Genomic DNA, 21,935 nt, shown 5'->3' with positions numbered 1-21,935 from the left:
TAATACTACTTTAAAATACTATTGTCAATACTAATTATCCATTAATAATGTTAATACTTAATGGATAATTAGGAAAATTAACAATTACCTGCTATTATTTATGAAATATCCTGGCAATCTTTATTTATAAAGTGCCCTGGTAATTTTTATTTATCAAATAAACCGCCTGTTTTCTTTGTGCTTCTATTTGCTTTTCTGTATTCCCCTGTGGTCTTTTCAGCTCTTTGAGTTACACCCTTTTTTAAGCCTTTTAATCTTTTTTCTTCAATAAGCTTTTTCATCATTTCAATATCTTTTTCTGACATATATAGTCCTCCGATTTAATTAAAGATTTTTACTTCATTCTATATTATAGTTTATAATTAGCTTTATAGCTACAATATATATGTCCTATATGTCACATTGATTAATTTCTATAGAATAAGTTCCGCAGCTCTCACAGACCATTATTATTACAATAAAGCTATTATCTATCTTTCCAAGAGCTTGAAGTTCTGTAAAGGAAGTGTCTTCAAATTCTTTAGATATATTGCTCATTACATATTCATTTTCTTTTGTGAATATAGTAAAGTGATATTCTAAAAAGTTAAAGTACCTTTTCTTTTCTTCTTTTCCAGCTAAACATATTTCGCAAGGAACGCTATAATATTCTAGGTCAAAGTCCACCTCTGGGCTCTCATTTAAAAGAGTTAGAATATCTTCTATGTCTATTCCTGTAACTTCATTTTCTTCGTCATTTAATAGGTAATCAAATTTATCAAGAGATAATTCGTAGGTCTTACCATTAAAGTTAAATGTATAATTATTCATTTGAATCCTCCTATATTTCTTTTATTTTTTTAAGGTTTTTATAATTGTTTCGGCTTTATTAAGATCTTTTATGCTATCTATTTCAAACCAGGAATGAAGACTAGTTTTTTGTACCTTTACCTGTAGCTTAGATATTATCTTTGCTATAACATCATCCCAATAAACATTATCAAAATTTCCGGCTTTAATAACTGTTTCGAGCTCATCTTTTATGATTTTTCCGTCTCTTTCACTCCAGTAAGATATGCCTGACATAATATAGCCTGATCCAGGTCCTACCTCAATTCCATTCACATTACCCTCATCATCAAATTTAGGTATCCACTCTTTTTCAAAATTCTCTTTCATTCCTATAAAATAAGTGGAGGTTTCTATTTCCCACTCAAAGAAGTTCTCTACCATATATACATCTGCCTCTGTAATATAACAATCTTTAATATAGTCCCTTACTAAATACATAGTGTAAACATTGTTATAAACATCATATTTATCATTATATATTAGTTTTACGCCATACTTTTCTTCTAGGTATTGAAACTTTTCTTTCATATATCCTACAACTATAATTATATCGTTAATTCCTTTTTCTTTAAGAAACCTAACTTGTCTTTCTGCCATAGGTTCCCCGCAGACCTTAACTAAGGATTTTGGTATATTATCTGTAAGTGGCTTAAGTCTAGTTCCCATACCTGCTGCTAAAATAATAGCTTTCATTATTTTATCTCCTTTATATCAAGTGATTCTTAAAGAAATCATTTGTTTATTAGTAACCTTATTCTATCATAAAATAGATGGTTAATCATTCTAATTTTAAAAATGTACTTAATTGACTTTAAAGCCTTCATGGAATAAAGTTATACTATACATTTTAAAATTATAATTAATATGCTTTTGATATATTATAGTTTTAATTAATATTATATTTTGATGTGTATTGAAAATAATTATAATTATTTTCTCTTAAATTTTAAATGAGGTGTAACTTTATGACAATGTCCTATATGGCTAATATAAAAGATAAAACGTATTTTCCCAAATTTAAAGGTTTAAAATTATATAATAAAGATCCATTAAAACTTTATTTTTATACAATTAATTTTAGTAAGGATGAAGAAGCTTTATGCAAACTAGAAATGAAGTCCCTCTTCAAAAGGTCTCTTAAAAACAAGTGTTTTTTTTCTAATCACTATGTGAATCCTTCTAGAAGCCCCTTCATAAAACAATGCCTCTTCGTAAGTTTTATTGGTGATAGCTTGGATTCCATAATAAATCAAGTGGTGTCTGACAAATTACATTATGAAAATTTTAAGGTTTCGTATATTCTAGGTCAAGATAATCAGGTTGGATTTCATGAAAAACGTAAAATAGAAAACCTTGTAGGCTTAAATATTCTTGGTGAAGCTGAAATGAATAATCCCGATGTTCTACTAGGTATAAGCAAAATAGGAGCTAGGTGGATTTTTGGTATAAATGAACCTAATGATAACAATTGGCAGCTTCATAACAAAAAGCCTTATTCCTATTCTAATGCCTTAAATGTAAGGGTTTCTAGGGCTATTGTGAATATAGCTGTTGGGAATAATTTAAAAACTAAGGTTGTGGATCCTTGCTGTGGGATTGGTACAGTCATTGTTGAAGCTTTGTCTTTAAATATTTATATAAAAGGCTTTGAGATAAATCCAAGCATTGCTTATAAGGCAAAAAAAATACTTGAATACTTTGATTATGAAGATGTGATTACTAATGCTAATATGACTACCATTAAAGATAAATTTGATGTAGCCATTATAGACCTTCCTTATGGATTATTTTCACCAACTACCCTTGAAGATCAACTAACTATTATAAATGGCAGTAGAAAAATTGCAGATAAGATAGTTATATTAACCTTTGAAGATATGGACAAACATCTTTTGTCTTCAGGCTTTAAGATCATTGAAAAATGCGATATTTCTAAGGGTCAATTTAAAAGATATTTAACTATATGTGTCTAGACTTTAGAAACTTATATTAATATCACTTTAACATTCATGTGCGGAATTCTCCCATCCTCTTAGGTGGAGAGTAGTTCACTTACTATTCTTCTAATAAATAATAAATAATATTGTTCTAATTAATATTGATTATTATGAAATAATGATATATAATATGTTTAACAGTAATAAATGTATTAGTGTATGAAACCATTACCCTTTATATCCCCCTATAGACGAAAGACACTGAAGTATATACTCCAGTGTCTTTCTTTTATTTAAGATTCATTTTGTAATTACTTATCTTTCAATTACATTAACATTTCCATCTTTGTCTTTAAGGTAATTTAGTGAATACCCTATAAAATCATCCATAGGTTCTTGACCATTTACCATTGTAGGCCTATACTCTAGCATTATAAGTCCTAGACCTTCTCTATAAGTTCTTCTTTCTACGTAAGTGTTATCTTTATATCCTTTTATGTCCTTTACTGTACTTTCAACAACAAATTCATCTTTATCACCTTTTTTATCTAAAGATTTTATTTCTGTTACAGCTTTATATTCCTTATCTTCAATCTTAAATCCTTGTTCCCACTTATTTCCTACCTTCACTTCGCCTTTAACCACAACAAAATTTTCAATAATAGAATTTAAGATGGTCTTTTTATTTTTCACATAATCTCTATTGTCTATTTTTTCTACAATCTTATCTTTATCTACAGTGTAGCTTACTGTGAATTCCCTTGGGCCCTTGCCCTCAGGTTCTCCCATTCCATCTCTCATAGCGCCTTCATAAACTACAACCTTTTCTTTAGCGTCCTTTACATCTTCCTTATCGTATTTAGCCATAAAACCATATTCAGCCATACCTATATAAATTAGTTCGTCTTCACCTTTATAAAAGTACTTGTCGAATCTATTTAATACTTCAGCATCTACCTTTTCTTCTACAGGCTTTTTGACTTCTTCAGGCTTTTTAGCTTCTTCTGGCTTTTTAGTTTCTTCCACAGTCTTATTTGTTTCTGTCTTAACATTTTCCTCACCCTTTGGCGCGCATCCTGCTAAAACTACCAATGACATAACCAGTGGTATAATTAAAAATTTAAGTTTCTTCATATAAATCACTCCTTTATATATATTGACATGAACTTATCCATTATCGTCAACTTCCAATTTACTTACCTTTATTATAACATAAGTTCATTGTAACAATAAATCTATATTTCAACCCATAAAATGTAAGCACCCCAGAGGTCCTCCCACAAATTGGGAGCACCTCTGGGGTGCTTACATTAACTGGTTAATTCTTTTGTTAAATTCTTTTGTAATCTATATATTCATAATCATAAGGATTTTGTTCATCTCTTATTCCCTTTTCTTTGTAGGTTATTTCCCACTCATCTTCTTTTAGGTCTGGGAAGAATGTATCTGCATCTAAAGCAGCGTTGACCTTTGTTATATATACCTTATCTGTGTAGGGTAGAAGTAATTTGTATATCTGTCCTCCCCCTACCACAAAGTATTCTTCTTTGGATTCTATATAGGGCTTTAAATCCTCAGTAGAGTGTATTACTGTAACCCTATCATCTTCTACTTTAAAATCTTTATCTCTAGTAAGTACTATGTGATGTCTATTTGGTAAAACCCTTGGAAGCGACTGAAAGTTCTTTCTACCTAAAATCATAGTATGACCTGTTGTTATATCTTTAAATCTTTTTAAATCTCTTGGAATCTTAACTAAAAGGTCGTTGTCTTTTCCTATTGCGTTATTATTAGCTACAGCTACTACGGCAGTTAACATTTAAACTGACACCTCCATTTTTATAGATGGATGATACTTATAATCTATAAGCTTTATGTCCTCTATTGTGAAATCGTAAAAACTCTTTATTTTTGGATTTATCCAAAGCTTTGGAGCATCATATGCATCATCTTCTCTTGAAAGTTGTATTTTTACACCCTCTACTTGGTTTTCATAGATATGTGCATTGTTTATAACGTGAGTAAATAGGCCTACCTTATATCCTGTTATTTGAGCAATAAGATGGGTAAGCACTGCATACTGAGTCATATTAAACGGCAATCCTAGTGGTACATCACAAGATCTTTGTACAAGCATACAATTAAGTCTACCATCTGTTACATCCCACATTGTCATAAAGGCACAAGGATACAAGGATCCTCCATCTAAATAAGGAATTTGCCAAAGACTTAATATGTGACGCCTTCCTTGAGGATCACTTTTTAAACCTTCAATTAGTTTATCTATTTGATTGTACTCTTTAACTATCCATCCATAAGATGTTCCTATAGTTCCATCTTCCTTTACCCATTCATCCCATATATGCACATTTTGTTCATGTAGCTTTTTTACTTCATTAGATTGATCTTTATATATCCATAAAAGTTCTTTTACAGCGGTTTTAAATGCTACAAACTTAGTGGTTAATATGGGGAACTCCTTTTGAAGATTGAACTGCATAATTTTATGAGGTAACTTATATGTAGGTACCCCAGTTCTGTTTCCAGTTTCATAATATCCGTTATCTAATATATCTCTCACTAAAGTTAAATATTGCTTATCTGCAGTACTAATGAAGACCAACTCCTTCTTATAATTGATAGCTTATAATATATATAATTTTAGCATAAAGGATTAGTTTTTTGGACTTTTCAATATAAAAAATATATAAAGTTCTAAGTTTTATTATAAAAAGACTTCATTCCTCAAATATTTTAATTAATATATCACATTAATTAAAATATGTGGACTACTTAACATAGGTTATCCACAGAAATGTATGTTTTGTTAGTTGTTTGTGGATAACCTATTGCTTATAGTGTAAAAAGAGAGTAAAACCTAGCATTTTATGCGTTTTTTATAGCTGACATTTTTTTCATCCACATGACAAAAGGGCATTCTCCATAAACTTATCCACAAAAACCATGAGTTATGCACAAAATATTGTGGACAACTTGTTGATTAGGTGTTAATTACAGTGGATTATTTCGTAAATCTCATATAAATCTAATTTTAACTTATTAATTGAGGTTAAAACTTAGAAGCTTTATTTCATGTTACTTACTTTACCTATTACTTTTCTCCTACAATTAAATAAGAGGCATAAATCATAAATACAAACATGCTGGGGTACCCATACCTTGAAAATGCTATATAAGGTAAGTGAGTAATATAGAAAAATAAAAGTACAAAGGATAATATCTTCCCATTTAAAAATTTTATTTCAGAAGAAGGTCTGTACATAGATAGTGAATAAGTATCATAGGAGTATTTATTACTATTTCTATGACCTTTTATATTTCTTAGATATTTTATCATTCCAACCATTCCAAGTATCAATAATAAAACATGATATACCGCTACAAATTCTATCTTTATTCCCCAAATCTCCTTCCAATAAAAAGGAGCTATCCAAAGCAATACACTTTTTTCTACAAGGTACCACTTAGCATAAGCAAAGGGTCTTTTTATCATAAAGTTTTCTACTCTATACTTATGATTTTCTTTATAAAAAGCATCTTGTTCTATAGGATCCTCTGAATATTTAACTGGGTAATAGTCTATATCTTCGTTATAATGTATATAGCCTCCTTGAGACATAGGATTGCCTGCAGATATAGTAAGTGGGACAAATTTCCCAAAACTTTTATAATTTCTAACCCACCAAGGACTCATTATAGCTGCAAAAACTAAGGTGGTGACAATCCCAAATTTAATCATCTCAGTGAACTTATATTTTTTAGTTATCCACATAAAAAGTATAATCATTGGAAAAGCTGCAGTAGTTGGCCTATATAAGGTAGCTATGCCCCATACAACTCCACCCCATATGTAATATTTAAACTCCTTTTTTTCCACAGCATAAATTGATATATATACTAATAACACGAGAAAAAATTTGAATAATGTTTCTGTTAAAACTATATTGGTAGACCAAATCTCAGGTATATAAATCATATCCATTATGGCTGCTAAAAAACCTACCTTGCTATTAAATAGCTTTCTTCCTATAAAGTATACTATAAATACAGATAAGGTCTGAAAAACCCCTTGAAATATTCTAAAAGCTACAACGCCATTTGACTTTCCAAATATCTTCATAAAAAATGCTAGGGTGTAAGAAATGCCTGGCATTATAAATATTGTTTTAACACCTGGCGTGTGGTAAGAAAGTACACCTGTATCTAGTATATTCCACGCGCTTCTTATATATTTCACATCATCATCATCCATCTTTTCATAACTCCCTAAAAGATTATAATCTCCATATTTTAATGAAGTTATTACACAAAAGACAAAAAACAATATTGTTAATATATATAAGGTGTATTTTATGTTTTTATCTTCTTCTTTCATACTAAACAAACTTATTACCTCCTTTAAATCAACAATTAAATCATTATAAAAATATGATGAAACTTGCCTTTATCTAAAAAGGTATATATTTAAGCCTTCACCTAAACTCAAGAATCTTATCTATTTTGCTACAAAAAATGCTCCTAAAAGTATTAACATTATTCCAAACCATCTTGTAGGTGGAATATATTCTTTAAATACTATTATTCCTATAAACGCAGCCAAAACGTAACACAAACTTTGAAGAGGATAAACTAAGGATAAATCCGATTTAGAAAGTATATAAAGCCATATAAATGTAGCTACTGCATATACCACAAGTCCTGCAAATATATAAGGTTGAAATAAAACCTTAAATATTCCCCTTAAGCTAAGTTCTATACTTACACTTTTCATTCCTATCTTCCATAAAGTTTGCCCTAATACCAAAAGCACTATATTTACCATAAGTAAACCATATATCATCTTTTTGTCTCTCCTTAATATTTAAATTTTTTTTACTCTTTAAATACCCATTATATCAAACTTTTATTATTTAAAAGTTATAATATTAATTTTTTCTATTTTATAAACCTTTAATGCATATTATACTCATAATTTGGAAAAACTAAGCTTTAAATTATCATAAGTCTTCACTAAAAAAATTCGTTTAATAATACCATTATGTGATATAATAGTACTTAATAAGGGTTATCAATTAGCCTCGTATACTATAATCCCTATATTTTTAAACTTATTAATAAAAATTAATAAACATATAACAAGGAGTGAACATTATGGGTATATATACTAAGACTGGTGACAAGGGTACTACAGGCAACTTGTTAGGTCAAAGAGTTGCTAAAGATAGTACATTTATAGAGCTTCAAGGAAATATAGATGAATTAAATGCACATGTAGGCTATTTAAATTGCCTATTATACGACTGCAATAAAGTTTCACGTGTTAAAAAGCAAAGACTTACAGATGACTTAATAGAAATCGAAAATGCTCTTTTTAATATGGGTGTAGAAATATCTATGGACTTTACTAAAAATAAATTACTTCCTACTCATTCTACTTTTTTAGAAAATGAAATTGATTGGATGACAAATCAAATGCCTCCACAAACTAAATTTATTTTATATAGTGGGACTAAAGAAGGTACTTATGCTCAAGTTACAAGAGCTGTAGTAAGAAGAGCTGAAAGATTTTTTGTAAGATACCTAAAGGAAGTAAATGTAACGGAGTATCCTGATAGCTATCAATATATAAATAGACTTTCAGACTTTTTCTTTACATTTTCAAGATATATAAACTTTCTTCAAGATAAGCCGGAAACTGTAATGAAAGAATGGAAATTAGACTAATTAAAATATGGGCTATATTAGAATAGGTAGTATTTTATAAGGAAATTCAATCTACCTAACCTACTAAAGCACTAGATATAAAGGTGGCTTAAAGATTATTACTTTAAGCCACCTTTTTTATTTTACTTTATACTTGACTCTTTCTAAATTAGCTCTGAAACTAATTTAATACTATTATTTAAATCTTTAACATTTATCATCTCTTCATTAGTATGAATATATCTGCAAGGTACTGAAAGCACACCTGTTTTAACTCCACTTCCTTCTTTATGAATGGTTCCTCCATCCGTTCCCTCTTCACCTACTAAGTACTGAGTTTTAATATCAGATTTTGTGGCAGCTTTTTCAAGCATATCTTTAATTTCATGGTGAACTATTAATGTTCTATCAATAACTTTTATAATAGGACCCTTTCCAAGTGATATATTACCCTTACCATTTGGGTAATCAAAGGCTCCCTCTACATCAATAACTATAGCACCATCTGGATTAATATTATATGCTGCGGCCCTAGCCCCTCTTGCACCTAATTTGTTTTGTGTACTAAATACAAAGTAATATTCTTTATCTAAAGTTTTAATATATTCCTTATTTTCTTTAGACTTTTCACATATATCTTTTAAAACCTTAAGTAATATATATACGCCAACTCTATTGTCCATATAAGGAGCTACTATATTATCCCCTATTTCAAGTACAGCTCCGTTAAATTTAGCTACATTTCCTTCTTTTACTAAGTTTAAAGCTTCTTCTCTACCCTTTACTCCAAGGTCAATAAATAAATCTTCCATATCACTGCCCTTTTTACCACTACAAATCCTTCCTATTGTTCCATTTTCAAATGTAACGAAATTGTTTACCATATTAGAGGCCTCAAAGTTTCCAAGAGCTCCTACTCTTATAAATCCATTATCATCAATATAATTTGCTATTATGCCTATAGTATCCATATGAGCACATAACATAAACTTTTCCTTATTTTCTAAGCTTTCTTCTGCGATTTTAACTATTAAATTTCCCATATTATCTTCTTTTATATTAAATCCCATAGTCTCTACTTCTTTTTCTATAACTCTTTTTACCTCATCTTCATGTCCACTTACTCCAAAAGCCTTTATTAATTTATCTAGTAAAATATCCATTTCATTATTCCCCCTTGTATAATTTAAATAAGAGATTTCAAATAAGCTATTAGTAAAGCTTTAGTATTTTCTACATCTTTTAAGGATGCTACCGAAACTGAAGAATGTATATATCTACATGGTACTGAAATTGTAGATATTTTAGCTCCTCCACCTGTACCATGAATTGCTGCTGCATCATTTCCACCTGCTATAGCTCTTCTTCTTTGATACATAATATTTTCTTTATTTGCAATGTTAATTATATCTTCCGCCATATCTTCATTAAAAATACTTGTTCTATCCATTATAGATATAGCTGGTCCTTTTCCTATTTCTGTAGCACTTAAATGTGCTGGTACATTTGGCATATCAGCGCAAATAGTACCTTCTAGAACTATCCCTATATCAGGCTTAACCCCATATGCTGCTACAAAAGCTCCTCTTTCTCCAATTTCCTCCATAACGTTAAATGTTGCATATAAATCACAATCAAATTTTTCCTTTAAAGCCTCTATAAGCACATAACATCCCATTCTATTATCAAATGCTTTGCCTTTTATAAGGCCTTCCCCAAACTCTTCATACTTTGTTGAAAACACTATATATTCTCCAAGGTCTATTAAAGCCTTGCTTTCTTCCTTTGAATTACTTCCTATATCAATACAACAATCTCCATAAGAAAGATTTTTATTTCTTTCCTCTCCTGACTGAAGATGGATTGGTTTCACTCCAATAACCCCTGTTATGTTTTTCTTACCTATATATACAACTTTAGAGGGTATTATTTTGTTATTTATACCTCCTAAAGCGCTAAATCTTAAAGTTCCATCTTCATTAAATCCCGTTACTATAAAACCAACCTCGTCCATATGTGCATCTATCATTACCTTTGGACCATTACCTTTTTTATGTGCTATTATATTACCTATCTTATCTATTTTTATATCTGTTACATAGCTCTCTATTTCCTCTATTATTATCTTTCTTACATCACCTTCAAATCCAGATGGTCCTGAAGCGTTACAAAGCCTTTCTAAAAGCATAATAATTCCTCCAATTCCTCACCTTTTAATTTTTCAATAAATTTTGCAATTATTCTTCCGGTGTTTTTTATATCATCTATATTTATAACTTCTACTGAGGTGTGCATGTATCTAATTGGTATTGATATTAACAATGTTGGTATTCCTGTCTTTGCAACTTGTATATCCCAGGCATCTGTTCCTGTGTTACCTGGCTCCACCTCTACTTGGTACGGTATATTGTATTCCTTAGCTATTGCTACAAATCTTTCCCTAAGCTTTGGATGTATATTAGGGCCTATGCATATAACAGGTCCAAGTCCTAACTTATTATCCCGATCCTCATCCCCAAGCCTGCCGCTATCAAAGGTAGTATCTATTGCAATACCTATATCTGGATTTATTTCATGGCTTGCAACTTTAGACCCTCTGTGACCAACCTCCTCTTGAGCTGAACATACAAAGTAAACATCCATATCATGATTTATATCTTTAAGCTCTTTTGCTGTAGAATATAATGCTGCAACTCCTGCCCTATCATCTGTGGCCTTGCAACTAACATTATTATTTAAAAGTTCACTAAACTTTCTATCTAGGGTAGCATAATCTCCAACCTTTACTATAGCCTCTAAAGCTTCTTTAGAATATCCTGTATCTATTAATAAATCCTCTGCCTTTACAGCCTTTTTTCTATCCTCATCATTCATAAGATGTGGTGGTTTAATACCTATTATTCCTTTTATCTTCTTTTCACCGTGAATAATTAATTCTTGAGATACTAATGTTTTAGCATCTATTCCAAAGGCCTTAAATTTCAAAAATCCTTTTTCCTCAATAGAGGTTACCATGAGAAATATCTCATCTGCATGTGCCATAACCATTATTTTGCCCTTTTTGTTACCTTCTTTTTTTATATACATATTGTTTATATTATCCACAGTAGTTTCTGAAACTTCACCAAATATATCCTTTATAATGGGATGTAAAAGGTGTTCTCTTCCACTAGGCGCGTGAGCTTCACATAATCTTTTTAAAACTTCTTTTTCCTCCATGTTTATCCCCCTTTAATAATTTAACTTAATGTTCTTTAAGTTCACTTAGATGCATCTTAAAACTTTTCAAATATCTTTTTTATTACTATTTAACGCAGTTACCCTAGATCTAAACACAACTATATTTTAACATATAAGTGAATTGAATATATAAATATTTATTATTATAATGGTAACTTTTATAATAAAAGAATACAAGGCTACATATACATATAATCATTTATTAAACTTTATATAATTTAACTTAATTTTTGTATACTAGGCTACTGAATTTCAAATATATTTAAGCTATAATAAATTAAATGCAGCTCCAATTTTGCAAATTATCTATTTATTGAAGGAGAGGGTGGTAAACATGTTAAAACTTATCGGTATTTTAATTGTTATTATTGGTTTTAGTCTAAAACTTGATACTATCGCAGTTGTATTAATATCAGGTGTTGCAACTGGACTTGTGGCTAAGATGGGGTTCATAAATATACTAAATGTCCTTGGTAAGGCATTTGTTGACACAAGATATATGACCTTATTTGTACTTACGCTTCCTGTAATCGGAATCTGCGAGAGATATGGCCTTAAGGAAAAGGCTATAGATCTTATTAAAAAGGCTAGCGGTCTTACTACTGGAAGATTATTATCTATGTACTTATTTATAAGAGAAATTGCAGCTGCACTATCCTTAAGACTTGGTGGACATCCCCAGTTTATAAGACCTCTTATAAACCCAATGGCTCAAGGCGCTGCTATTAGTAAATATGGTGAAATAGATGAAGAAGATGAAGATAACATTAAAGCAATTTCTGCTGCTTCTGAAAACTATGGTAACTTCTTTGGTCAAAATGTATTTATTGCAAGCGGTGGTGTACTTCTTATTGTGGGTACATTAGGTGAACTTGGCTATGAAGCAACTCAATTAAACGTAGCTAAAGCCTCAATACCTATTGCAATAATTGCCTTTATATTTGCATCTATTCAATTTTTATTAACAGACAAAAAGCTAAATAAAAAATATAAATCAAAATAAGGGGGACGTTAATATGGATATAAAACAAATTTCAAGTTTTCTTTTAGAATTCTTTTATGTACTATCTGGAATAATAATGCTTTTTGCAGCTTTTTATACACTAAAAGATAGCACACATACGGCAAAAGTTGGGACCTCCTTATTTTGGTGTATCCTAGCTGTAATATTTATATTTGGTAAAGTTATGCCACCTGCTTTAGTAGGGTCACTTCTTCTTGTAATGGGAGCTTTAACTGTGACAAAGCAGGTAAAGGTAGGATCTATAGCTAATCCTTCTGATGAATTTAGAGAAAAACAATTTAAAAAGATTGGTGGTAAAATATTTTTACCTTCCATATTATTAGCGGTGTCAGCTTTTGCTATAGCTCAGTGGACAAAGCTTGGCGGACAAGTTGCTATAGGTTTATCAGCTTTAATAGGTCTTATAGCTGCTCTTTGGATTACAAAATCTCCAGTAAAAAACATTGCTTTAGATGGTGATAGGATGCTTAAACAAGTTGGCCCTGCAAGTATACTTCCACAATTGCTGGCAGCCCTTGGTGCTCTATTTACCGCTGCTGGTGTTGGTGAGGTTATATCTAGTGGTATATCTTCCATAATACCAAAAGGCAATATATTAGCAGGTGTAATAGCCTATTGCATCGGTATGGCTTTATTTACTATGATAATGGGAAATGGCTTTGCAGCCTTTGCAGTTATAACTGCTGGTATAGGTGTTCCCTTCGTATTTGCCCAAGGTGCTAATCCAGCAATAGCAGCTTCTCTTGCATTAACAGCTGGTTTTTGTGGAACCCTTATGACTCCAATGGCAGCAAACTTTAATGTAGTTCCCGCTGCACTTTTAGAAATGAAAAATAAAAACAAAGTCATTACAGCGCAAGTACCAGTAGCTTTTGCTCTACTTATAGTTCATATTATACTTATGTATTACTGGGCATTTTAAAATGTAATAAGACTTAACTTAGGAGGTATATTAAATGAAAATTTTAGTAACAGGCTTCGATCCATTTGGTGGGGAAAGTATAAATCCTGCTCTTGAGGCAGTAAAAAAGATAAGTGATAATATAGATGGTGTAGAAATAATTAAAGTCGAAGTTCCAACTGTATTTAAAAAGTCTATAGACACCTTAGATAAGGCAATTGAAGCACATAACCCCGATGTAGTTTTATGTGTAGGTCAAGCCGGCGGAAGATTTGACATAACTCCAGAAAAGGTAGCTATAAACTTAGATGATGCTAGAATAAAGGATAATGAGGGTAATAACCCTATAGATGAGCCTATATTCAAAGATGGAGAAACTGCATACTTTTCATCTTTACCTGTAAAAGCTATAGTGAAAAACATTAAGGAAAACAACATTCCATCTTCAGTATCTTATAGCGCAGGTACCTTTGTATGTAACCACATAATGTACGGCTTATTATATCTTATAGACAAAAAATATAAAAATGTAAAGGGTGGATTTATACACGTTCCCTTTATTCCATCCCAGGTTTTAGAAAAGAAAAACATGCCTTCCATGGCTTTAGAAGATATAACTAAAGGACTAGAATTTGCTTTAAAAGCAATTATAGAAAATAAGGACGACATAAAAGAAATCGGTGGAAAGATATCTTAATGTATTAAATTATTCTCAAGCAATTTTATAAAAATATATTTTATGTTATAATTAGTGAAGCTCACATTGTTTAAAACTTTAAGCAATGTGGGCTTCACTTTTATATAATTTGTAATTAATATTGTAACCTAGTCTTAACAAAAGGAGAAAAATATGTACAAGGAATTGTTTGATGAAAAGAAACAAAATGAAATGCAGCGGTTTTTTTTAGATGTGGTGTCACCACTTGGCAATTTCTATACCTATAATAAAAACCAAATCATTAACATAGATATGGAATACTTTGTAGCTATAGTTACTAAGGGTAGGTTAAAACATTGCCTTTGTAATGATAATGGAGGTCAAAAGGTACTTTATTTTCTTAAACCTGGTGAAATCTTTGGAGAAACAGACTATTTTGCTGGTGGAAATTTAAATCTTACAGCTATTGCTATGGAAAGCACCACTATTTCAGTACTACCTATGGACATTGTAAATAAGCTTCTTTATGATGAACCTTTAGCGTACTCTTACTTTATACACAGCATAACAAGAAAATATAGGATATCGATTTTCCAAATGTCTGACACATTATTTAATTCCTCTAAATCTAAGGTAGCAAGTACCCTCTATAGGCTAAGCTTGCAAGATATAAACATTAAAAATGAGAAGTATATTATAACTACTCCAATGACTCATGAAGACCTCTCTCACTTAATTGGCTGCTCTAGGGTTACTGTAACGAGAGTATTAAAGTCATTAAGAGTAGATGGAGTTCTATCTATAAACAAAAGGCAAATAATAATAAATGATATTAATAAACTAAAATCATTTATTTAAAAATAGTAAAAGAGCTATATCAAAATGACCTTTTAAAGCATTTTGATATAGCTCTTATATTTAGATTGATTATATAAATTAATTAAACTTGGTAACCTTGAAATTCATTATTAAATTGTACTCTAACTAAATCATCATAAAAGTTTATAGTTGAAAGTTTATAGTAAGGCTGAAGCCATATAAAACCTATTCCAACACTTAATATAGAAAGTAAAGACCATCCTACAAAACTAAGCTGAAGAAATAAAAGTCTCATTAGGTTTCCTTTCATATACCTTCTGCTCATAGATAAAGCTTCTATAGCACTAACATTTGGGTTGTCTACCATAATTAGAAATGCCTGTGAGTACATAAGCCCTATAATTATACCAGGTATAATTAAAAGAACTAACCCAACAATTACGGCTACCTGTATTATAACTCCAAGTAAGAATGTCTCTTTAAATTTGCTAAATCCATTAAATAATACTTCATATGGTACATTTTCTTTAGTTCTTTTAAATTGTAGAAAGAACTTAGAAAGTCCAAAAAGCATGGGTCCTTGTATTAATAATGAAATTATCCATCCTTCATCCCAAACTCTAGACACAGCTCCTATTATAACTCCATATATTAAAAACCCTAATATAGCATTAAACCACCGTCCTCGTAGCTGGAACTTAGCATTGTCTTTTATTTCTCCATTTCCTTTGTAGTAATAACCTTGTTGTGGCATTAACTTATCCCCCTTTTTAAAAATGACAGTTTTGTTTCAGTAATTATTATCGCTAGGAATATTATACCACAGCCCATAAGCATTTTTAAACTCAACTTTTCTCCTAATAATATTACAGAAGCTAAGGTTCCAAAAACAGCTTCTGTTGATAATATAATAGCTGTTTTAGTAGCACTGGTATACTTTTGAGCAATATTTTGAATTAAAAAAGCTATGGTTGTACTTATAATTCCCAGATATAATATAGCAAGTCCACCATTCTTTGTAATTGGTGTGCTATTTTTTGTCATAAGCTGAGATACTAAGGAGAACAAAAATGCTACTATCATTTGTATTGTTGTTAATTGTATTGGATTATACTTTTCTGCATAATAACTTATAGCTGTAATGTGCATTGCAAATCCAAAGGCACAAATTAAAGTTAAGAAGTCACCAAAATTAATAGTAAAGCTTCCATCTAAAGTTAAAAAACTAATGCCAATTACAGTTAGTAAAGCTCCAAACAAGGAATATTTGTCTGGACTTTTTTTTGCTATTATCCAATATAAAAATGGAACTATTACTACATTGGTGGCTGTAATAAAAGCATTTTTAGAAGGGGTTGTATATTGGAGCCCTATAGTTTGAAATGCAAAAGCTATAAAGAGAAAAAATCCAATTAAGCTTCCAGATTTTAAAACCGGCAGCTTAATCTTTTTAAATTCCTTCCAAAATAAGATTACCATAGCAACGCTTGATATAAAGAATCTATAAGTCATTATTTGAAAAGGTGCTAAATTTGCGTCTAGGGCAACTTTAGATGCTACAAAGCCAGTACCCCATATTATTGCAACTAGTGCTAGTGATAAGTCTGCTTTCTTATTTTTCATTAAATCATCCTTTACTACTTTTTAAGTATCTTTTAAATACTCACTTGCTATCATTAAAAATACGCTAGATGTCCATGTAAAAGAAGGATCTACAAGTCCTCTTCCATATCATACTTATTTTTAATCATATAAAGTTTCATACCACAGCTTTTGGCCCTTATCCTAATTATATCATATTCTGGTATACATATTTCTATGTATTTATCTTTATCTTCAGTGTTATAAATGATTAATTTCGTTTCATCTGCCTCAAAATAAAAGTTCAGAGGATTCCTACCCCTTGTTAGTTCTAATTTAAGTAATTTACTAGGTGATTCATCTCCTAGATGAAGATTTCTTATATAAACTGCCTTCTCTGTTTCATCAAAAGAAATTGCAAAATAAGATTCAAATCTACTAATGGAATTTGACCAATATCTATATTCAACTTAATCACCACTATATTATTATTCTTTTACTTAACTCTATTTCATTTGTTTCTTGCCTTTTAAAAGGTGCTAAGGTTAAATTAAATTCAAAGGGCTCTAATTTAAGCTTATATAAGGGCAATTGATCTTGGCCACAGCTAGCACTTCCTAATCCATTTTGCTTATAGTCTAAATTAAGAACCACAAAATCTCTTCTAATAAGCTCATGTTCATGACCTGCCTTTTCTAAATCCTCTTTTGTGTAGTCATGAATACTAAAATTAATAGGTTTTTCTGATAGTGCTAGTATGCCCTCTTCCCTTAAATTAGTTACAGATACCCATTTCACATCGGTCCTATTGCCATTTTCTTGTGGAAATATATAAGGTGTATGCATATCTTCCACGTTACTTTTGTACACAGAAATCTTGCTTGAAAGCTTGCTATCACTATAACTTTCAAAAGGGCCTCTTCCATACCAAGTAACTTTATTAAAGTCTTTATCTAATATTAGCTCAAGTCCTATTTTAGGAATCATATCTGGCATATTATAATCTGTACCTGTAATGTTGCCTTGTACTGTAATCTTTATTTCACCCTCTGGATATATTTCATATATATATTTAGCTTTAATGGCCCAGCCTTGATTTGGTGGAGCTATATGCGTTTTATGATATATTATTACAAAGCCTTCCTTATCTTCAAAGTTAAACTCTTCGGTTATTTCCTGGAATTTATGTAGAAAGTATTTTTCCTTCCAGTCCATTAGTACATACATATCATTATCTATTGGTGCCCTCCAAAAGTTAAGTTTTGGTCCATTTTTAATTACTTCTTTATCTTCATATATAAACTTATCCATACTTCCAAAAATCTTGCTAAATACTACTTTAAAGTTAGCTCCATTTATATAAACATTAGTATCATCCTCTTTTATATTTAATAACCCTTTTTTAGGCTCTATAAATCTTTCCTTCTTAAAAGGTAATAAAAATTGTTCAAAGGCTATTTCATGTCCACATTTTGCCCAAGGCATATCTTTATTTAATTTATAGCTTAATGTTAAATAATACTCTGTATTAAACTTAATATTTTTTATACTATTACAAGGTATAGTTATAATCCCTTCTTCTCCTGCTCCTATATTATCTAAAGATAGTACACCCGATTCTAAGGTTTTATCATCATAATTAATAGCCCAATGTAATGATCCAAAACTTAGGTCTATAAAGTCATATAAATTCTTTACTTTTATCTTAAATAACTTTAAATCCTCTTCCGTAAAAATTACAGGTTCTATAACCTTTTTATATTCCATTAGAGCGGGAGATGGAGTCCTATCTGGGAATATGAGGCCATCTATACAGAAGTTGCCATTATGTGGGTACTCTCCAAAATTTCCTCCATAAGCATAAAACTCTTGCCCTTCTTTGTTTTTAGTTTTTATTCCATGGTCATACCATTCCCATATAAATCCACCTTGTAATTTATTATACTTTCTAAAAACTTCTTGATACTCTTTAAGTCCTCCAGGGCTATTTCCCATAGCATGACCATATTCACAAAGTATATGTGGCTTCTTGATTTCTTCATTCTCGCCTATTTCTATAAGCTTTTCAAGTCTTGTGTACATAGTGCTATAGACATCTGTTATCTTCATTTCTCTGTCTTCTTCATAATGAATCAATCTAGAATCATCTATATTTCTACATGCCTCTTCCATCTTTTCAAAATTAACTCCAAAGGAAGATTCATTACCTAAAGACCACATTATTATACTTGGATGGTTTTTATCTCTTTTAACTAATCTTTCTATTCTATCTACATAAGATTTCTCCCAGCCTTTTTCATCCGTTATCCACTTATAATTACCCGTAAGTTCAAATCCATGGCACTCTAAGTCCGCTTCATCTATTACATATAATCCATACATATCACATAGGTCATAAAAGTAACTATTATTAGGGTAATGAGAGGTTCTTACTGCATTTATATTATGCATCTTCATCAAAATAACATCTTCTTCCATTACCTCTTTTGAAACAGTCCTGCCCATTATAGGATGATAGTCATGCCTGTTTACTCCATTTAGTAAAACTGCTTTTCCATTTATTAAAAAGTTTTCACCCTTTAATTCAATCTTTCTAAAACCTATCCTTTGAGGTATTACCTCTAAGACCTTCTCTCTTTTTAAAACTGTAACTATAAGATGATAAAGATTTGGCTCTTCTGCTGACCACAGCCTTGGACCTTTAACCTTTTCATTAATAAGTACGTCCTGTGTTTTACAATCTTTTAAATTAGTTGCCTTCATGGTACCTGATATAACATTATTTAAATCACTATCTAAAAGCTCATAAAAAATGCTTATATCCTTAAGATCTTCAGAAGTTTTACTTTCTAATGAAAGTTTTATGTTTAAATGTGCATGGTCGTAGTTACTATGAAGATCTGTCTTAATGAATATGTCCTTTAAAGAAATTTTATTCTCTTTTATAATTTCTACATCTCTAAATATTCCACTAAGCCACCACATATCCTGATCTTCAAGGTATGTGCCATCGGACCACTGATATACTCTAACAGTTATATGATTTTCTCCAAGGCTTATATAATCTGATATATCAAATTCAGAACACATCCTACTGCCCTTACTGTATCCAACCTCTAAACCATTAATCCAAACGTGAAAAGCACTATCCACTCCATTAAATCTTAAAATACTTCTACCTTCTAAAAAGTTTTCATCTATTATAAACTTTCTTTTATAAATTCCCGTAGGATTTTCTGTTGGAACATAGGGAGGATTTATAGGGAAGGGATAATAAAGATCTGTATAATGCATGTTTCCGTACCCTTGTACTTGCCAGTTTCCTGGTACTTCAATACTATCCCAATTTTCGCAATTAAATTCTTTAGTGTAAAAGTTCTTTGGTGAAAGCTCTGGCGCCTTTATAAATAAAAAGTCCCACTTACCATTTAAACTTTTAAATCCTAATGAAAATTTATTTTCATAGGTAAGTGCATCCTCCTTATTTAAATATCTCTTAACATCACTCCTGCTTTCTACTCTATTCTTATGAAGTAGGCTTATATCTTCCCACTCCTTATATATTCTAGTCATAATCTTCCTCCTTACAGACATCATATTTAAAACCCCTATTAATATAAGTGGTGCTTTCATCATTTAAACTATAACATAAGAATTACTACTTATAGGATAAATATACCTTAATAAAATGTCAACGTTTTCTTTGGTGCTTTTTACTTATTATACTGCTGTTTTTAGTAAAGTATATCTATTTATGATTATTTCACTTAATATCATATCTTAAGTGAATGTTGTCTTAGGGTATGTTGACAAATTCCTTAATAAAATTTATAATAAATCATATAACGTGTTACTGTTAAATCAGGCATAAGTTTTATTACTTGTGTCTGGTTTTTTTATTAGTACCTAGATTATAGTAAATACCCAAATTATATTTAAATTTAAAATATAATTGATTATACTAAATCTAAAGGTTTAACATTTTATTATATAATATTGAAAGGATGTGAATTTTCTAGACTTATTATTAAGTCTAGAAGAACTATATGTTTGGACTTTTTAAAAAAGATTATGAATTATTTGCTCCTGTTAGTGGAGCTATTATGGATCTTTCACTAGTACCTGATGCAGTATTTTCTGAAAAAATGGCTGGTGATGGTATTGCTATAAATTCAACAGGAGATACCTTTGTTGCTCCAGCAGATGGAAACTTAACTGTACTATTTAAAACTAATCATGCCTTTGCTATGACCTTAAAAAATGGTGCTGAGATATTAATTCATATAGGCATTGATACCGTTGAATTAAATGGGGAAGGATTTGAAAGACTTGCTACTGAAGGAACTGACGTAAAGGCTGGAACCCCAATAATTAAGATAAACAGAAAGCTTATTGAGGATAAAGGATTCTCGCTTATTACCCCTTTATTAATAACAAATTCAGATTCCGTAAAGGAAATGACTGTTACAAAACAAGGTTTAGTAGAAGCTGGAAAAGATAAGGTTATAAATTACAAAGTAAAATAAAAAAGGCACTTAGATTTTTTTGAAACCACTGAAAAATTTCTATTTTTCAGCGGTCTCTATTTTCTAGGTGTCTTTTGTGTATTATTTAAAAATGCTCGCTTATATCCTTTTGTATCCTTTTTACATCTTTTAATCTAAGATTTGTAACTTCCCTTACCTTATCCCAGTCTTCTCCAGCTATAAGCATTTCTCTTGCTTTATTCCTAGCCTCATTAGGATTATTCATTTCCATGTTTTGAAATCCCCTTTCGTTTTTTACTATTATATTCATCAATTTATATATAAGTATTATGAATGTTGTTACTTGTTATACGTTATTTATTTACTATTAGTATAGACAATTATTAAAAATTTATGCTATACCTTCTATTGATGAACATAATAAAAAACATTCACTTAAGGAATCTTTTTAAGGGTGATCTTTAAATCATCATGTTAGTTCTTCTACATTTAAAGTTTTATTTTCAACTATTAGACCAGAAGCAAAATAAAAAACCACTCATAATGAGTGGTTTTTTGGTGGCTTACCGGGGAATCGAACCCCGGACACCATGATTAAAAGTCATGTGCTCTACCAACTGAGCTAGTAAACCTTGTTCTCACCCGGCGACGACTTACTCTCCCACAAGGCCTCCCTTGTAGTACCATCAGCGCTTTAGTGCTTAACCATCCTGTTCGGAATGGGAAGGGGTGT

Annotated in this window: 22 protein-coding genes, 1 tRNA gene and 1 rRNA gene; 7 read left to right on the top strand and 17 right to left on the bottom strand. The window is 30.5% G+C overall.

Annotation, left to right across the window (positions count from 1 at the left end):
* Nucleotides 1-146: 146 nt before the first annotated feature.
* The 3 genes from BD821_RS13435 to BD821_RS08045 form a co-directional block, all read right to left on the bottom strand.
* Entirely contained in the window at nt 147-305 is a 159-nt protein-coding gene (locus tag BD821_RS13435) for a hypothetical protein (RefSeq protein ID WP_169994065.1), read from the bottom strand.
* Nucleotides 306-390: 85 nt separating this feature from the next.
* Entirely contained in the window at nt 391-810 is a 420-nt protein-coding gene (locus BD821_RS08050) for a DUF3785 family protein (RefSeq protein WP_104410031.1), read from the bottom strand.
* A 21-nt stretch (nt 811-831) separates the two neighbouring features.
* On the bottom strand, nt 832-1,524 hold the full coding sequence (locus BD821_RS08045) for a sugar phosphate nucleotidyltransferase (protein WP_104410030.1): 693 nt from the start codon (nt 1,522-1,524) through the stop codon (nt 832-834).
* Between the two features lie 287 nt (nt 1,525-1,811).
* Between BD821_RS08045 and BD821_RS08040 the strand changes: the two genes are divergently transcribed.
* Entirely contained in the window at nt 1,812-2,804 is a 993-nt protein-coding gene (locus tag BD821_RS08040; RefSeq protein ID WP_146076376.1) for a TRM11 family methyltransferase, read from the top strand.
* A gap of 279 nt (nt 2,805-3,083) precedes the next feature.
* On the opposite strand, the gene BD821_RS08035 is transcribed toward BD821_RS08040, so the two are convergent.
* From BD821_RS08035 to BD821_RS08015, 5 genes are all read right to left on the bottom strand, one after another.
* On the bottom strand, nt 3,084-3,902 hold the full coding sequence (locus tag BD821_RS08035; protein WP_104410029.1) for a hypothetical protein: 819 nt from the start codon (nt 3,900-3,902) through the stop codon (nt 3,084-3,086).
* 196 nt (nt 3,903-4,098) lie between these two features.
* Complete coding sequence (locus tag BD821_RS08030) at nt 4,099-4,587, bottom strand: dihydrofolate reductase (protein ID WP_029451923.1); 489 nt, start codon at nt 4,585-4,587, stop codon at nt 4,099-4,101.
* Nucleotides 4,588-5,382: a thymidylate synthase gene (locus BD821_RS08025; protein WP_104410085.1), complete on the bottom strand. Its 795-nt coding sequence runs from the start codon at nt 5,380-5,382 to the stop codon at nt 4,588-4,590. It lies immediately after the preceding gene.
* 498 nt (nt 5,383-5,880) lie between these two features.
* Nucleotides 5,881-7,164 (bottom strand): ArnT family glycosyltransferase, encoded by a 1,284-nt coding sequence (locus BD821_RS08020; RefSeq protein ID WP_226104698.1) that lies wholly within the window; start codon nt 7,162-7,164, stop codon nt 5,881-5,883.
* A 120-nt stretch (nt 7,165-7,284) separates the two neighbouring features.
* Complete coding sequence (locus tag BD821_RS08015) at nt 7,285-7,629, bottom strand: EamA family transporter (RefSeq protein WP_029451920.1); 345 nt, start codon at nt 7,627-7,629, stop codon at nt 7,285-7,287.
* 311 nt (nt 7,630-7,940) lie between these two features.
* On the opposite strand from BD821_RS08015, the gene BD821_RS08010 reads away from it, so the two are divergent.
* The gene (locus BD821_RS08010) at nt 7,941-8,513 is read left to right on the top strand and encodes a cob(I)yrinic acid a,c-diamide adenosyltransferase (RefSeq protein ID WP_104410027.1); all 573 of its coding nucleotides are present in this window, start codon (nt 7,941-7,943) and stop codon (nt 8,511-8,513) included.
* A 143-nt stretch (nt 8,514-8,656) separates the two neighbouring features.
* Here the strand turns inward: BD821_RS08010 and BD821_RS08005 are convergent, their stop codons facing one another.
* The 3 genes from BD821_RS08005 to BD821_RS07995 are packed head-to-tail and all read right to left on the bottom strand — an operon-like array spanning nt 8,657 to nt 11,711.
* Nucleotides 8,657-9,655 carry a M42 family metallopeptidase gene (locus tag BD821_RS08005; protein ID WP_104410026.1) on the bottom strand — a complete coding sequence of 333 codons (999 nt, stop codon included), beginning with the start codon at nt 9,653-9,655 and terminating at the stop codon, nt 8,657-8,659.
* 23 nt (nt 9,656-9,678) lie between these two features.
* Entirely contained in the window at nt 9,679-10,680 is a 1,002-nt protein-coding gene (locus tag BD821_RS08000; protein WP_029451917.1) for a M42 family metallopeptidase, read from the bottom strand.
* A complete protein-coding gene (locus tag BD821_RS07995; protein ID WP_029451916.1) occupies nt 10,671-11,711 on the bottom strand; it encodes a M42 family metallopeptidase in 1,041 nt (346 codons plus the stop codon). The genes BD821_RS08000 and BD821_RS07995 overlap by 10 nt, the downstream gene beginning before the upstream one ends.
* A 355-nt stretch (nt 11,712-12,066) precedes the next feature.
* On the opposite strand from BD821_RS07995, the gene BD821_RS07990 reads away from it, so the two are divergent.
* From BD821_RS07990 to BD821_RS07975, 4 genes are all read left to right on the top strand, one after another.
* The gene (locus tag BD821_RS07990) at nt 12,067-12,735 is read left to right on the top strand and encodes a DUF969 domain-containing protein (RefSeq protein ID WP_029451915.1); all 669 of its coding nucleotides are present in this window, start codon (nt 12,067-12,069) and stop codon (nt 12,733-12,735) included.
* A gap of 13 nt (nt 12,736-12,748) precedes the next feature.
* Nucleotides 12,749-13,678, top strand: coding sequence for a DUF979 domain-containing protein (locus tag BD821_RS07985; RefSeq protein WP_029451914.1), 930 nt, complete (start codon nt 12,749-12,751; stop codon nt 13,676-13,678).
* Between the two features lie 34 nt (nt 13,679-13,712).
* The gene (gene pcp / locus BD821_RS07980; RefSeq protein ID WP_104410025.1) at nt 13,713-14,354 is read left to right on the top strand and encodes a pyroglutamyl-peptidase I; all 642 of its coding nucleotides are present in this window, start codon (nt 13,713-13,715) and stop codon (nt 14,352-14,354) included.
* 153 nt (nt 14,355-14,507) lie between these two features.
* Nucleotides 14,508-15,173, top strand: a complete 666-nt coding sequence (locus BD821_RS07975; protein ID WP_104410024.1) for a Crp/Fnr family transcriptional regulator — start codon at nt 14,508-14,510, stop codon at nt 15,171-15,173.
* 82 nt (nt 15,174-15,255) lie between these two features.
* Here the strand turns inward: BD821_RS07975 and BD821_RS07970 are convergent, their stop codons facing one another.
* From BD821_RS07970 to ebgA, 3 genes are all read right to left on the bottom strand, one after another.
* Nucleotides 15,256-15,888, bottom strand: coding sequence for a DUF975 family protein (locus tag BD821_RS07970; RefSeq protein ID WP_104410023.1), 633 nt, complete (start codon nt 15,886-15,888; stop codon nt 15,256-15,258).
* Nucleotides 15,888-16,757: a DMT family transporter gene (locus BD821_RS07965; protein WP_104410022.1), complete on the bottom strand. Its 870-nt coding sequence runs from the start codon at nt 16,755-16,757 to the stop codon at nt 15,888-15,890. The genes BD821_RS07970 and BD821_RS07965 overlap by 1 nt, the downstream gene beginning before the upstream one ends.
* Nucleotides 16,758-17,195: 438 nt before the next feature.
* Entirely contained in the window at nt 17,196-20,288 is a 3,093-nt protein-coding gene (gene ebgA / locus BD821_RS07960) for a beta-galactosidase subunit alpha (RefSeq protein WP_104410021.1), read from the bottom strand.
* 473 nt (nt 20,289-20,761) lie between these two features.
* Between ebgA and BD821_RS07955 the strand changes: the two genes are divergently transcribed.
* Nucleotides 20,762-21,241, top strand: a complete 480-nt coding sequence (locus BD821_RS07955) for a PTS sugar transporter subunit IIA (protein ID WP_104410020.1) — start codon at nt 20,762-20,764, stop codon at nt 21,239-21,241.
* Between the two features lie 85 nt (nt 21,242-21,326).
* Here the strand turns inward: BD821_RS07955 and BD821_RS13430 are convergent, their stop codons facing one another.
* The 3 genes from BD821_RS13430 to rrf all read right to left on the bottom strand — a co-directional run.
* On the bottom strand, nt 21,327-21,473 hold the full coding sequence (locus BD821_RS13430; protein WP_157469611.1) for a hypothetical protein: 147 nt from the start codon (nt 21,471-21,473) through the stop codon (nt 21,327-21,329).
* Nucleotides 21,474-21,758: 285 nt separating this feature from the next.
* Nucleotides 21,759-21,834, bottom strand: a tRNA-Lys gene (locus tag BD821_RS07950).
* Between the two features lie 8 nt (nt 21,835-21,842).
* A 5S ribosomal RNA gene (gene rrf, locus BD821_RS07945) occupies nt 21,843-21,935 on the bottom strand; the annotation flags it as partial.

The organism is Clostridium algidicarnis DSM 15099 (assembly GCF_002934235.1).
GTDB classification, from domain to species: Bacteria; Bacillota; Clostridia; order Clostridiales; family Clostridiaceae; genus Clostridium_L; species Clostridium_L algidicarnis.
This window is presented reverse-complemented; position numbering and strand designations above follow the sequence as displayed.

Bases quoted from the DNA above. Each gene is read 5' to 3' on its own strand.
- BD821_RS07975 (WP_104410024.1), top strand. From the start codon at position 14,508: ATGTACAAGGAATTGTTTGATGAAAAGAAACAAAATGAAATGCAGCGG.
- BD821_RS07965 (WP_104410022.1), bottom strand. From the start codon at position 16,757: ATGAAAAATAAGAAAGCAGACTTATCACTAGCACTAGTTGCAATAATA.
- BD821_RS08030 (WP_029451923.1), bottom strand. From the start codon at position 4,587: ATGTTAACTGCCGTAGTAGCTGTAGCTAATAATAACGCAATAGGAAAA.
- BD821_RS08015 (WP_029451920.1), bottom strand. From the start codon at position 7,629: ATGATATATGGTTTACTTATGGTAAATATAGTGCTTTTGGTATTAGGG.
- BD821_RS08005 (WP_104410026.1), bottom strand. From the start codon at position 9,655: ATGGATATTTTACTAGATAAATTAATAAAGGCTTTTGGAGTAAGTGGA.
- pcp (WP_104410025.1), top strand. From the start codon at position 13,713: ATGAAAATTTTAGTAACAGGCTTCGATCCATTTGGTGGGGAAAGTATA.
- BD821_RS08000 (WP_029451917.1), bottom strand. From the start codon at position 10,680: ATGCTTTTAGAAAGGCTTTGTAACGCTTCAGGACCATCTGGATTTGAA.
- BD821_RS08035 (WP_104410029.1), bottom strand. From the start codon at position 3,902: ATGAAGAAACTTAAATTTTTAATTATACCACTGGTTATGTCATTGGTA.
- BD821_RS07990 (WP_029451915.1), top strand. From the start codon at position 12,067: ATGTTAAAACTTATCGGTATTTTAATTGTTATTATTGGTTTTAGTCTA.
- BD821_RS07995 (WP_029451916.1), bottom strand. From the start codon at position 11,711: ATGGAGGAAAAAGAAGTTTTAAAAAGATTATGTGAAGCTCACGCGCCT.
- BD821_RS13435 (WP_169994065.1), bottom strand. From the start codon at position 305: ATGTCAGAAAAAGATATTGAAATGATGAAAAAGCTTATTGAAGAAAAA.
- BD821_RS08045 (WP_104410030.1), bottom strand. From the start codon at position 1,524: ATGAAAGCTATTATTTTAGCAGCAGGTATGGGAACTAGACTTAAGCCA.
- BD821_RS13430 (WP_157469611.1), bottom strand. From the start codon at position 21,473: ATGGAAATGAATAATCCTAATGAGGCTAGGAATAAAGCAAGAGAAATG.
- BD821_RS08050 (WP_104410031.1), bottom strand. From the start codon at position 810: ATGAATAATTATACATTTAACTTTAATGGTAAGACCTACGAATTATCT.
- BD821_RS07985 (WP_029451914.1), top strand. From the start codon at position 12,749: ATGGATATAAAACAAATTTCAAGTTTTCTTTTAGAATTCTTTTATGTA.
- ebgA (WP_104410021.1), bottom strand. From the start codon at position 20,288: ATGACTAGAATATATAAGGAGTGGGAAGATATAAGCCTACTTCATAAG.
- BD821_RS08020 (WP_226104698.1), bottom strand. From the start codon at position 7,164: ATGAAAGAAGAAGATAAAAACATAAAATACACCTTATATATATTAACA.
- BD821_RS07970 (WP_104410023.1), bottom strand. From the start codon at position 15,888: ATGCCACAACAAGGTTATTACTACAAAGGAAATGGAGAAATAAAAGAC.
- BD821_RS08010 (WP_104410027.1), top strand. From the start codon at position 7,941: ATGGGTATATATACTAAGACTGGTGACAAGGGTACTACAGGCAACTTG.
- BD821_RS07955 (WP_104410020.1), top strand. From the start codon at position 20,762: ATGTTTGGACTTTTTAAAAAAGATTATGAATTATTTGCTCCTGTTAGT.
- BD821_RS08040 (WP_146076376.1), top strand. From the start codon at position 1,812: ATGGCTAATATAAAAGATAAAACGTATTTTCCCAAATTTAAAGGTTTA.